At 36.2% G+C, this 11,157-nt stretch carries 15 protein-coding genes and 1 pseudogene; 13 read left to right on the top strand and 3 right to left on the bottom strand.

Annotated features, from left to right (window positions below):
- The 6 genes and pseudogenes from MLD65_RS14945 to MLD65_RS14920 form a co-directional block, all read left to right on the top strand.
- The coding region (locus MLD65_RS14945) for an RNase A-like domain-containing protein (protein ID WP_243292656.1) at nt 1–1,416 on the top strand (1,416 nt) is incomplete at its 5' end.
- Nucleotides 1,417–1,433: 17 nt separating this feature from the next.
- Entirely contained in the window at nt 1,434–1,733 is a 300-nt protein-coding gene (locus MLD65_RS14940) for a contact-dependent growth inhibition system immunity protein (protein ID WP_243292655.1), read from the top strand.
- A gap of 159 nt (nt 1,734–1,892) precedes the next feature.
- On the top strand, nt 1,893–2,351 hold the full coding sequence (locus tag MLD65_RS14935; protein WP_243292654.1) for a YrhA family protein: 459 nt from the start codon (nt 1,893–1,895) through the stop codon (nt 2,349–2,351).
- Between the two features lie 523 nt (nt 2,352–2,874).
- Nucleotides 2,875–3,348, top strand: coding sequence for a GNAT family N-acetyltransferase (locus tag MLD65_RS14930; protein ID WP_243292653.1), 474 nt, complete (start codon nt 2,875–2,877; stop codon nt 3,346–3,348).
- Nucleotides 3,349–3,363: 15 nt separating this feature from the next.
- The gene (locus MLD65_RS14925; protein ID WP_243292652.1) at nt 3,364–3,666 is read left to right on the top strand and encodes a hypothetical protein; all 303 of its coding nucleotides are present in this window, start codon (nt 3,364–3,366) and stop codon (nt 3,664–3,666) included.
- A gap of 38 nt (nt 3,667–3,704) precedes the next feature.
- Nucleotides 3,705–4,029: pseudogene (locus tag MLD65_RS14920) on the top strand (pyrophosphohydrolase domain-containing protein).
- 26 nt (nt 4,030–4,055) lie between these two features.
- Here MLD65_RS14920 and MLD65_RS14915 read toward each other — a convergent pair.
- Both MLD65_RS14915 and MLD65_RS14910 read right to left on the bottom strand, forming a co-directional pair.
- A complete protein-coding gene (locus MLD65_RS14915) occupies nt 4,056–4,322 on the bottom strand; it encodes a hypothetical protein (protein ID WP_243292651.1) in 267 nt (88 codons plus the stop codon).
- A 61-nt stretch (nt 4,323–4,383) separates the two neighbouring features.
- Nucleotides 4,384–4,701, bottom strand: coding sequence for a DUF4176 domain-containing protein (locus MLD65_RS14910; RefSeq protein WP_243292650.1), 318 nt, complete (start codon nt 4,699–4,701; stop codon nt 4,384–4,386).
- A 763-nt stretch (nt 4,702–5,464) separates the two neighbouring features.
- On the opposite strand from MLD65_RS14910, the gene MLD65_RS14905 reads away from it, so the two are divergent.
- Both MLD65_RS14905 and MLD65_RS14900 read left to right on the top strand, forming a co-directional pair.
- Nucleotides 5,465–5,839 (top strand): hypothetical protein, encoded by a 375-nt coding sequence (locus MLD65_RS14905; protein ID WP_243292649.1) that lies wholly within the window; start codon nt 5,465–5,467, stop codon nt 5,837–5,839.
- Complete coding sequence (locus MLD65_RS14900) at nt 5,832–6,464, top strand: DUF7986 domain-containing protein (RefSeq protein WP_243292648.1); 633 nt, start codon at nt 5,832–5,834, stop codon at nt 6,462–6,464. The genes MLD65_RS14905 and MLD65_RS14900 overlap by 8 nt, the downstream gene beginning before the upstream one ends.
- 40 nt (nt 6,465–6,504) lie before the next feature.
- Here the strand turns inward: MLD65_RS14900 and MLD65_RS14895 are convergent, their stop codons facing one another.
- Nucleotides 6,505–7,182, bottom strand: coding sequence for a hypothetical protein (locus MLD65_RS14895; protein WP_243292647.1), 678 nt, complete (start codon nt 7,180–7,182; stop codon nt 6,505–6,507).
- 285 nt (nt 7,183–7,467) lie between these two features.
- On the opposite strand from MLD65_RS14895, the gene MLD65_RS14890 reads away from it, so the two are divergent.
- The 5 genes from MLD65_RS14890 (at nt 7,468) to MLD65_RS14870 (ending at nt 10,955) form a co-directional block, all read left to right on the top strand.
- Entirely contained in the window at nt 7,468–7,806 is a 339-nt protein-coding gene (locus MLD65_RS14890) for a lmo0954 family membrane protein (protein WP_243292646.1), read from the top strand.
- A gap of 14 nt (nt 7,807–7,820) precedes the next feature.
- Complete coding sequence (locus tag MLD65_RS14885; RefSeq protein ID WP_243292645.1) at nt 7,821–8,468, top strand: PspA/IM30 family protein; 648 nt, start codon at nt 7,821–7,823, stop codon at nt 8,466–8,468.
- A 95-nt stretch (nt 8,469–8,563) separates the two neighbouring features.
- Entirely contained in the window at nt 8,564–9,289 is a 726-nt protein-coding gene (gene liaF / locus MLD65_RS14880; protein ID WP_243292644.1) for a cell wall-active antibiotics response protein LiaF, read from the top strand.
- Nucleotides 9,286–10,320, top strand: coding sequence for a sensor histidine kinase (locus MLD65_RS14875; protein ID WP_243292643.1), 1,035 nt, complete (start codon nt 9,286–9,288; stop codon nt 10,318–10,320). Before liaF ends, MLD65_RS14875 begins: the two co-directional genes overlap by 4 nt.
- Entirely contained in the window at nt 10,317–10,955 is a 639-nt protein-coding gene (locus tag MLD65_RS14870) for a response regulator (protein WP_243292642.1), read from the top strand. The genes MLD65_RS14875 and MLD65_RS14870 overlap by 4 nt, the downstream gene beginning before the upstream one ends.
- The last annotated feature ends 202 nt before the right edge of the window (nt 10,956–11,157 follow it).

Genomic DNA, 11,157 nt, shown 5'->3' with positions numbered 1-11,157 from the left:
GAAACGGTACAACAGGTTGGGGAGCTTGACCAACAATGGCTACATGAATATGCCGTATCGGAAAAAAATCAAGGGCTTGTCATCAACTTATATCGGGAGCTAATGAACGCAACGACAAAAGGTGGCGTTACTTCCCCGATGTATTTTGATGAAAAGGCTTATCATCGCAGTGACATTTACCAAGTAAAAGATGAAGTTGACCAAGCGACCGAAGCATACATAAAGGCGAAAGAAGAGCAAGCGGAAGTTCGTGACCTGAAAGAGAAAGCAGAGGAAGAAGCGAACAAACCTTGGTATGAAAAAACGTGGGATGGGATTGCAACCTTTACAGGTGAGTTAACCGGGTATTATGATTATAAGAGAACAAAAGAAGGAATCGACCCCATTACCGGCGAAAAACTATCCGAGGCTGACCGCGTAAAAGCAGCCGCCATGGCAGCTGCGGGCTTCATTCCGCTCATAGGTTGGGCAGGAAAAGCTTTTAAAGGCGGAAAAGCGATTTACAAAACGACAAAAGTCATCAACTCCGCTTCCCACGCACTCGATACGTATAAAACAACGAAAACCTTTGACATTCTGCAAAAAACAGAAATGGGCCTATACGGCCTGGCCAGTGCCAATGGCTTCGGTGAATACATCACCGGCTATGACATGTTTGGGAACAAATTAACAGAAGAACAGCGTCAAGCAAGCTTTGTCCAAGGACTTCTCGGACTAGGCGCCGGTTACATCACGGTAAAAGGCGCAGACGGTGTCACAAAAGACGCCACCAACCTAGCAACAGACTTCAAGAACGTCGGGAAAGACATCCAAGCAAAAGGCAGTCAAGTTATTGGAGATACATCCCGAGCTTTAAAACTTGATCGTACCGACAGCCTTAGCTTTGCAGGAGCGAAAGGGATTACGAGATCAAATGCGGCAGACACGGTTCAGCACGTGCCAAAAGAAAATTTAATGATGAAGGCTGAGGGTGTTGGGGGAGTTGGTAAGGGTATAGAAAATGTTAAGCAAGGAGATAAAAGTTCTCTAGCGCCAGGTGGTGGATTAGCTGCACATGAACTAAAAGGTGGGCATTTAATAGAGAGGCATGTTGGGAAAACTGATGAACAACTTTTAGAAAGATTGAAAACTAATCCTAAAATTACTGGTTCTTCAACTTTTAAGGATAGAATGACAGCAGAAAAAGTTGCTAATGCAGTTCTTAGTGACTCTAAGAATATCGAGAAAATCCAAAAATGGCTGTCTGACCCAAATAGTAGACCTACATTACCATTAAAATACAAGGGTGATGGAGAAATAATTGGCAGAAGTGTTTCAAGAAATTCTGAAGTAGTCGAGAATGTAACAAACGCAAAAATTATTCTAAAAAAGAATAATGATGGTAGTTTTATTTTAACAGGATATCCTGTTAAATAGAAAGAAGGGGAATATTTATGGATGAAAGTTATGAATATTTAGAGGAGTTGGAAGATTTTTTAGGAGGAACATTTCATCAAGATATCAGTTCTCCTAAACAAGCATTAGATGAGTTTATAAACGAAGTTAGCAAAGAATGTCTGTTGTCTACAATAAAGGATTGTGAGGAGCTTTTGAATAGTAATTTAACAAAACAAGAGAAAGAAGACTTTATTCAAAATAATACAGAAATTTATTTTCCAGCTATTGAATTAACTCCTCTACAGTGGCTATGTAAATTAGTAGAACAAATGCAAGAAGCAGTAAAAACAAAGTAAAAATACTATTTAATGGAACCTTGATTGGCTAAATGCCTTTCAAGGTTTTTTACTCTAAATCAGCTAATATTCGAGTGGGTTATATGGAAATTGTTTGTGTGAGAAGTTTGAGCATGATGTTTACCAACCAAAACCTTTGAAATGAAGGGAAGAATAGATATGTCTCAGTGGAAAGACTTGTTGATAGAAATAGAAAAAATAGAGGAGAAATACGGAAGTTCACTTAGAAGGTCGGCATCAGATACAGGAATAAAAAATGAAACAAAATTACAGCAGAAATTTGGGAACATTGTATTACCTAAGTCATATATTCAATTTCTAAAGAAAGTAAATGGATTAGACTTTAATGGATTAGTGATCTATGGTGTTGATGAAGTTCTACTTGATAAGGAAGCAGACGAAGAACTCCATGGGTTTATTGAGACAAACGAGCTTTGGTATGAAAATGATTGGCAAAAACAATATATATTTTTTGGAGATTCTGATACAGCGTGGTATTGCTACGACTTAAAAAAGAGTGTGTATGTAGAACTTGATAAACCCTCAGGAACTCTAATTCAGTCATTTGATAGTTTTGATTCTATGTTGAGTAATGCATTTGAAACAATTCTTTTGTAAAGAAATTGTATGTTTAGGATAAATAATTCTCATGGTTGTGAAAAAAATTATAGGTATACCTTAGTTGATTCAAACTTTTGAGAGTGAGGAAATAATTTGATAAAAATGTGAACTTGATTGGCTATATGCCTTTCAAGTTTTTTTATAGGCCCAGAATTTTTATCATTCTGATAAAGTTTTCAGGAGTAAACGGAGTCTTCATTTTCCAGCTCCAGCGTCTAGCCCTTCGAGTCAAATAACCTTACGCCGTAAAGGCAAAAGTGTCTTTTTATCTTAAGGACATTTGCATTCTGGGTGAGCAAGGCGTTTGTGCTTTTCTTAAATTTAATTTATGTGAATCGAATATCGTATTTGCTTCATAAGTTCATGTAAGTAGACATACGAGATTAGTTACATTCATCTTCCAAGATTTGTTGAGTGTAAACGAACAAAAAATAATAAATAAACAGGAAGGATTTGAATATGAAAGATAGAATTATTAGAGAATGTATGTTCTTGTTGTGATATAGAAGGGAGACCAATTATGAAACAAAGTAATGTTGATTTAGCATTTTATAAACCCGAACATTTGGAGTCCTTAAAGGAGTTTACGTTGCCTAAAGAACAAGGTCAATTTACTGCATTACCAACTGATGTATTAGACATAACAAAAGGACAGCACCGTATTGTCATTTTAGCTGATCATGAACCTGTTGGTGTTTTCTTGTTACATTCAACTGACAGAGTTAAAGAATATACGGATAATCATAAGGCAATGCTTTTAACATCACTATCTATTAACCATTCTAAACAAGGAAAAGGATTTGCTAAGGAAGGGATGTACCAATTAAAGCCTTTTGTGAATCAAAACTTTCCTCTTTGTAATGAAATCGTTTTAGCTGTGAACCATAAAAATATAGCAGCCCAAAAATTGTATGAAAAAGTTGGATTTCAAGATACGGGAAAAAGAAAAATAGGTCCAATAGGAGAGCAGTTCATTCTCAGTTATTGTATTTAATGAAATAAGGATGCCATGGATGCATCTAACGAACCGAACAATCGTTACAATGCATTCTGTGACTTAGCTTATCTAGAAAACTATGTGCGATCAAATGAATTAGATTTTGTTGTTTTCATAGTAGGCACTGATCACTTACACTATGTGAATCAAAAAACGTATTCAAACGCAACAGGTGATTTTGATTTAAGAGACGGTTCAATGTATGAAGCGGGTCGTGAATTAATCAATCGCAATGAAAAAACGTACGGCACCTCGACTATGCTAAAAGATTCCTATCAATTTCAATGGGACAAAGCAAGGGGTATTAATTCTTGAAATAATTTGTTGAAAATAATAATGGGATGATAACATACATGACAATCTACAACAATAAACTCGTTCGTGATAGGATACCTGAACTCAGGGAAAAGTTCACAACCAAAATATTAAGCGACAAGGAATATTTACAAGAATTGAAGAAAATAAAGTGTAGAAGAATGGCAAGAGTACTTAAACACGAAGGATGATGAAAGTGCCATTGAAGAACTAGCAGATTTGCTTGAAGTCATCTATGCCCTGGCCAAATGTCATGGATTATCTATTGAAGAAGTGGAGAGAGTCCGGAAAGCGAAGAAAGAGAAACGTGGAGGTTTTCAAGAAAAGGTCTTTCTTGTGAAGGTAGATGATGAGAGGAATTGAGTTATCAGTAAAAAGTAAAGAACATGTTATATAAACAAAGGAACCGCCATTAAAAATAAATGTCGGTTCCTTTTTCTATGTATAATAATTCTATTTTTTTCTAACATCTTAGTTGTTATCGCGTAGCCAATGAGAAAAATAATGACTGTCAATACAATTTGACCAATCATCATGATCCAAAATAATTCGTGACCTTTCCAAATACTATAGGTAACAAAAACTTGAAAAACAACAGCGATTAAACCAAGAATGATTGTAATCATTTTCCCATATCGGATCCAGAAATTAGCCATTTAACATTCTCCTTTTTTATCTCTTAAAATATCAGTGCTTAAGTACGAATAAACAATAAACTTATTGTTCTGGATCTTGTTCAGAATAAACCTTCATTTCTTCTGTTCCTTTTTCTCTCAAATCTTCTTGCGGTGTTTCAAAGACAATATATTTTACATCTTCTATCATGTTTCGGTTGAAAAACAAATTGAAATCGTCTGAAATATTTCCTTCAGGATATGGTACTGAAACATAATCAAATATTTTATCACTGGATGTTTCCCGTTGATGACGGCCGTAGATCATAACTAATTTTTGAACATTCTTCAGTTTAACAACACTGCCGATTGGAAGCGGTGTTGTCTGAAAAGGAAAATTTTCGCTTCCGCTTATTAACACTCCTGTTTATTCTGTTTTTTTAATTTTCGTTCTAACGAATAATGCAATAGCTGATATCCCGTACAAGAAAAAAACCGAAATTGTTAAAGAGAACAACCATTCCGAAAGCTCGTTTAAAGGGACTGACAGTAAGGTGATAATTAGTATTATGGTCATTAACGTGCTCATCATTATGGCAAACAGAAGTAAACTTGTCTGTATAGATTTGTGAAGTCTTTCTTTTATATCGATCATTTATTACTTTTCTCCTTTTCCTCTACATAACCAAAATTAATTCCGACACTTAACGGTATTCTGACTTAGGAGCTTGAGATGAGTCCTACACGTTAACAACATGAGTTCATCAAATAAACATTCTCAAAATCAAATAATGCTATTAATTTGTTAAAAATAGAACGTCCACATGACCTATCTTCAAAACTGTCAGAAAAACCTACATAGAAAAATGATATCAGCAAGCATATCTATGGTTTCAAAATTTTTTCGTTTTCAAATGATGGGAACGTATAAAAGAATACAAATATGTGATGTTATAATATAATCAGTAATAAATAGAGGTTAAATATAAAATTAGTTGATAATGATGTATGTTAGGGTTGTTATTTAACCGTTTTTTGGAAGAATGGTAAATGAAGAAAAGTCTCTCATAGCGAAGGTACTTTCTACTATTTTGCGGATTACATCCTAATGGCTATTCAAAAAAACTATGAACAAATGTGATAAAGGAGAGAATCAACAGAAAAGCATTTTAACAGGTGAGAAGATGAACAGAATAAAACTTGAAGCTAAAGTGTACGTGGCAGCAGAGAAGTTAGTAGAGGAAAAAGGATACGTCAGTCCAATCGACCTTTTAGTTGAAATCGGCCGGTTGAAAATAAAACAGGTGGAAGAATGGAGATTCAGGAAAATTCCTTACTTGGAACGAGTAGTACTTGGAAACTTGTCTAAAATGAATACGATTTTAAAAACTTTACGTAAATTTGCTGAAGGTAACCATTTAAAGCCGTCAGAAACGGTCTATCGGTCATGGGGAAAGGGACCGAAAAAGCTGCTTCGGTTTTCAAAATCGGGGAAATTGTATGTTGAAAAAGCCTATTCAACACATTATGTCAAATGTAGGGAGAATAAAAATGAGTGATGTACTAAATCAATATAAGACATATCGTACGAGCGGAATGTTTTTGAATGACCGAATGCTTAAGTCATTAAATAAAGAAAAATTTATCCGTCTATCAAATTTATTCAAAACGGTCGCGCCTGTTTACGGTGGAGATCAACTTATTCCATTGTTGGATACAGCAATTAATGAACCGGTAATTGATGAAATTTCTATTGCTCGTCGCTTTTTTGAAGAGGAACGGTATGAGAATGAAATGGAGAAAAAGATTTTAGAAGGTCTGCTACAATCTTATCCTTCACTATATCAGGTGAAAAATGTTTCTCAAGTAGAGAATAAAATATATGTAGAGGATATTTTGCAAAATAAGGGAGAAGAGCTTAACTTTATTGATTCAGGCTTTAGTGAAACAATAAAACCAGGGTTATTATTATTTACGCGAATCATTCGCTTAGAAGAATTCAATATTTCATCTGGTTTTTCATTTGTTTTTCATCCAAATATTCAACACTATCTATTCAATCGTTTGAAAAAGTTACAGAAAAAAGTACCTCACGAATTGGAGTCTGTCAAAAGAATCGTTGCGTTTTACGCGTTCAATCAAAAGGATGGAATAAACGTCTATTACGATACAGTAGAATTGTAAAAGGTTACCCCTCATCGCTTTCTTGATGAGGGGGACCATTTTAAGGATACACATTCCCCGATTCTAAAACATACCATTTTCCATTTTTTAATCCGATTACAAGAAACATTTCCCATCCTTCTTTGCAGATGGTGCTAACTTCTTCTGGTACGACGATTGGCTTTAATGAATCGGGATCTAAAGAGTTTTCAGCCCAAAGAATTCCTTTTTCCACTTTCTCGACAACGTAGTAATCTTCTTCGTACTCCTCAAATTGTTCTGCATGTCCCATGCTATGTTCATAGAGTAATCTCGATACCCTTTCTGCTAACGGTAAGTCCTTCTTTATCTCGTTTACACTATCAAGCTGAGCTTTGTTTTCTTCCTTTGATGTGTAATGATTTTCTCCAAGCCACTTCACTAGCTTTTTCATCACTGTCCCTGCGGTTTTTAGAAACGACTCACTTGCCATCACTTTTCGAATCATGAAGTAATCGAGAAATTCTTCAATCATCGAAGTAGTTAGCTTTTCAATCGATAAGGTTTTGGCAAACATTTTGCCCTCATTGTACATTTCCACATATTCTTGTTCATCCACATCTGTTTTCATATAAGCATAGTCATTTAAATAGTGAATGAACAGTTCGATCACAGATTCATACCCACTATATGTACGATCTTTCAAACGAACTCTTTGCTCTGCTAAAAATTCATCTAATACGGTTTGAATCGTCTTCACCTCAATCGCTTCCTTCCGATAATTTGTATTTCTTCGTTAAGAGTACAGACTCACTTTTGTATTTTAATAAAACAAAACCGAAGGCGGTAAGATACATCTCTTTTAGTATATCAAATACATGATGAAAATTTAGGACATACTATTAAGCCTGAAAGTAATTGCTCTATGAATTTACTTTATTAGACACCCAACTACGCCTCAAGTCTTAGATGAAAATAAAGCTCAAGCTCGTTATAGCTTCTTCGTGAAAAAGGTAAGATGAAATCAAGAAAGGAGGAAACGAAAATGAAAAAATTGATGCTTGTTCTACTTGGTATTGTGCTTGTTTGTGTATTGCTGGCTCATTTAGGACCAATGATAGCCCTGCTCATTTCGTCAGGCATTTGTTACTACGCCTTTAGAAAGTTCAAACAAACAGAGAGTAAGTGGATGAAATTTTTACTTGGTTCAATTGCCATCATTGCCCTGCTTGTCAGCATTACGAATTTACCAGCATTAATAGGGCTTGTTGCATTAATCGGATTGCATTACGTTTATAAGCATTGGCAAAAGAAAGAGAAATTTGAAGAAAGCGATCCGTTTACAAACTTTGAACGCGAATGGGGAAAACTTCAAAATAGCTGAAAGGGGATATGAATATGGGAATTTTTACTCGCTTAAAAAATGTAGTCGAAGCTGATTTGTATGAATTGATTGATCAAAAGGAACAAAAAAATCCAATTGCGATGTTAAGCCACTATTTACGACAATGTGAAAAAGAAGTAGAGAAAGCGAAAAAGCTTGTTGAACGTCATGAAACGTTGGAAAAGCAATATGAAAAAGAGTGGCGGGAAGCTGTTAAAATGGCAGAAAAGCGTAAACATCAAGCAACCGTTGCGAAAGAAGCTGGAGCAGACGAATTGTTTGAGCATGCTATAAAAGAAGAAAAACAGTACGAAGAACGAGCAAGTCGCCTCTTCACTTTGAAAGAACAAACAGAAAAAGAGCTCGAACAGCTTGAACAAAAATACGAGCAAATGAAGCATAAGTTGAAGGATATGCACGTAAAAAAGCTCGAATTAATGGGACGAGAAAATAGTGCTCGTGCACATTACCGTATGAATCAGGTGTTAGAAGAAGACAGTTACAAGGAAAAAACTTTTACTCGGTTTGAAGAAATGGAGCGGTATTTAGATGAACTCGAACAAAAAGTCCAAGCACGATATATGGAAAATACGTTCGACTCCAAAATTACTCAACTCGAAAAAGAGTTAAAAGCAAAGAAAACTACCCCATCAAACGATTAAATCATGATATGCTAAACGAGTAGTATTCGTTTTTACTACCAGTGGTTCAATGACCACTGGTGGTACGTTTAGACAGAAAGGTGGAGAGAGGTCTAATGAAGTCAAAACGCGATTATTGGTCTTGGGTGTTTTATATTGCGGTTGGGCTATTGCTGTTTGAAATCATCTTTTTAAATGGTGATACTCTCTACTCTCTGTTTTTTTCCTTTCTTTTTATTTATTTCGGAAAAAAATATTATCATCGATTAATCGGGAAAATAGTGTTTTGGCTCGGCATCGTCAGTGCTTCCATTTCCCTTTTTCAATCGTTGGCGGTACGCTGGTTTTTGTTTGCAATCATCATTTATATTTTTATTCAATACGTAAAGCAGAAGAAAAGGGAGTCAGTTGTAATTATCGATGAAGTAAGAGAGAAAGAAGCGACGAACGAAGAGATCATCTGTCGGAAACCATTTTTCCAAAATAAGTTTATTGGACGGCAACGTACAAAAGAGGCCATTCAGGAATGGGAAGATGTAAATGTTCAAGGATTTGTCGGTGATTTAGTCATTGATTTAAGTCATACCGTTTTTGCAAACGGCGAGGCAATCATTTTTGTTCGCCATGTGCTTGGAAATGTGCAAGTTCTCGTTCCGTATGATTTAGATGTTTCGGTTCACGTTTCTTTGTTAGCAGGTACTGTCGATATTTTTGATTGTGTGAATGAACGAGTTTTTAGTGAGTCTGTCCTTTATCAAACGAAGGACTATCAAGCGGCACAACAAAAAGTAAAAATTCTCACCTCCATGATAGCGGGGCATATTGAGGTGAAACGGATATGAATGTTATTCAACGTCACCTTTTATTTGGTATCGTGACTGCTTTTCTCATGGAGATTGGTGTCATTGGTTTATTTTTCTTTACGTTTCCGATTGAACAATGGTCATCGTGGTGGAAGGTTTCGGTTGCTGGAATTCCTTTAGTCCTCTCCGTTTTATTTGTTTTACTTATGATTGGGAGTTTATTAGGACTTTTTTTCGGCTGGTTTTGGAAAAAGCAATTCTTAACGATTGAACGGTCGTTAGCACAGCTACAAAGTCATGTTCCAAAAACGAATGAAAGTGAAATACGGGTCGCAGAAGTAGAAGACATTTTACATAAAATCGAAAAGTCACATAAACAATTTCAGGAGCAGACAAAGGTTGCGCAAAGATTAGCGAGTCAAATGGCAGAAGGGCAAGAGAAATTAATGCAAGAAACGGTAACGAAGGAAAGAAGTCGTCTCGCTCGTGAGCTGCACGATTCGGTTAGTCAGCAGTTATTTGCGGCATCGATGCTTATTTCTGCCATAAATGAAACAAATGTAAGTTCGAATCCCTCTTTAGCGAAGCAACTTAAGATGGTGGAGAAAATGGTTCAACAGTCACAGCTCGAAATGCGTGCGCTTTTACTCCATTTACGCCCAGTACCCTTAAAGGGAAAATCTTTGCATGATGGGATGGTTGATCTGCTAACCGAACTTAAGCAAAAAGTGCCGATAAATATCAAATGGAAGATTGAACCGTTTTCCTTTGAAAAAGGCATTGAAGACCATATGTTTCGGATTTTACAAGAGGCTGTATCGAATACGCTTCGCCATGCGAAAGCAACGACACTCGATGTATTATTGATTGTTCGTGACCAAGTGGCGATTTTACGCGTCGTTGATGATGGTGTCGGTTTTAATGTGGAAGAAGTGAAGACGACCTCATACGGCTTACAAACTATGCGCGAACGAGCGCTTGAAATTGGTGGGAATTTTCAAGTTGTCAGTCTACCGGGAAAAGGAACTCGACTGGAAGTGAAGATTCCAATATTGGGGGGAGACCATTGATTAACGTATTGTTCGTTGATGACCACGAAATGGTTAGAATTGGCGTGTCGTCTTATTTGGCTACACAGCCAGATATCGAAGTTATTGGTGAAGCGGAAAACGGAAAGGATGCGATTGAACTTGCTTTAAAACTTCGCCCAGATGTCATTTTAATGGATCTTGTCATGAAAGAAATGGACGGAATTGAAGCGACAAAACAGATTGTTAGGCAATGGCCAGAAGCGAAGATCATTATTGTCACAAGCTTTTTAGACGATGAAAAGGTATATCCAGCACTTGAAGCCGGAGCCGTCAGCTATTTATTAAAAACATCGAAAGCTAGTGATATCGCTGAAGCCATTCGGAAAACATACCATGGCCAAACCGTTCTCGAACCTGAAGTGACAGACAAAGTTATGGCCAAAATGCGCCAGCCATCCAAAAGACTTCCTCATGAAGAGCTGACAAACCGTGAATTGGAGATTTTACTCCTCGTCGCTCAAGGGAAAACGAACCAAGAAATTGCCGATGAATTATTTATCGCCATAAAAACGGTTAAAACACACGTCAGCAACATACTTAGCAAGCTCGAAGTTCAAGACAGAACACAAGCGGTCATTTATGCGTTTAAACATCATTTAGTCGATCCTACCTAGTTTTTTGGTGGGATTATTTTTTTATCATACACAAAAATAATTTATCTCTTATTATGAAAAAGTTTTCATGGATTTACGACGTAAAAGAGAAAATGGTATGTAAAGAGAAGAAAGTAGCATAAAAATAGTCTCGTTTTCATGAATATGATTTATACAAAAAATAGAGTGTTAACCTAAATGATTTAACACTCTACTTATTTTT

This window comes from Bacillus sp. FJAT-47783 (genome assembly GCF_022808615.1).
In the GTDB taxonomy this organism is placed as follows: domain Bacteria; phylum Bacillota; class Bacilli; order Bacillales; family Aeribacillaceae; genus Bacillus_BZ.
The sequence above is the reverse complement of the archived record's forward strand: the minus strand, read 5'-3'. Positions and strand labels throughout refer to the sequence as shown.

What these genes read in the sequence shown, in the direction of transcription:
- MLD65_RS14940 (WP_243292655.1), top strand. Translation starts at nt 1,434, where the DNA reads ATGGATGAAAGTTATGAATATTTAGAGGAGTTGGAAGATTTTTTAGGA.
- MLD65_RS14935 (WP_243292654.1), top strand. Translation starts at nt 1,893, where the DNA reads ATGTCTCAGTGGAAAGACTTGTTGATAGAAATAGAAAAAATAGAGGAG.
- MLD65_RS14930 (WP_243292653.1), top strand. Translation starts at nt 2,875, where the DNA reads ATGAAACAAAGTAATGTTGATTTAGCATTTTATAAACCCGAACATTTG.
- MLD65_RS14925 (WP_243292652.1), top strand. Translation starts at nt 3,364, where the DNA reads ATGGATGCATCTAACGAACCGAACAATCGTTACAATGCATTCTGTGAC.
- MLD65_RS14915 (WP_243292651.1), bottom strand. Translation starts at nt 4,322, where the DNA reads ATGGCTAATTTCTGGATCCGATATGGGAAAATGATTACAATCATTCTT.
- MLD65_RS14905 (WP_243292649.1), top strand. Translation starts at nt 5,465, where the DNA reads ATGAACAGAATAAAACTTGAAGCTAAAGTGTACGTGGCAGCAGAGAAG.
- MLD65_RS14900 (WP_243292648.1), top strand. Translation starts at nt 5,832, where the DNA reads ATGAGTGATGTACTAAATCAATATAAGACATATCGTACGAGCGGAATG.
- MLD65_RS14890 (WP_243292646.1), top strand. Translation starts at nt 7,468, where the DNA reads ATGAAAAAATTGATGCTTGTTCTACTTGGTATTGTGCTTGTTTGTGTA.
- MLD65_RS14885 (WP_243292645.1), top strand. Translation starts at nt 7,821, where the DNA reads ATGGGAATTTTTACTCGCTTAAAAAATGTAGTCGAAGCTGATTTGTAT.
- liaF (WP_243292644.1), top strand. Translation starts at nt 8,564, where the DNA reads ATGAAGTCAAAACGCGATTATTGGTCTTGGGTGTTTTATATTGCGGTT.
- MLD65_RS14875 (WP_243292643.1), top strand. Translation starts at nt 9,286, where the DNA reads ATGAATGTTATTCAACGTCACCTTTTATTTGGTATCGTGACTGCTTTT.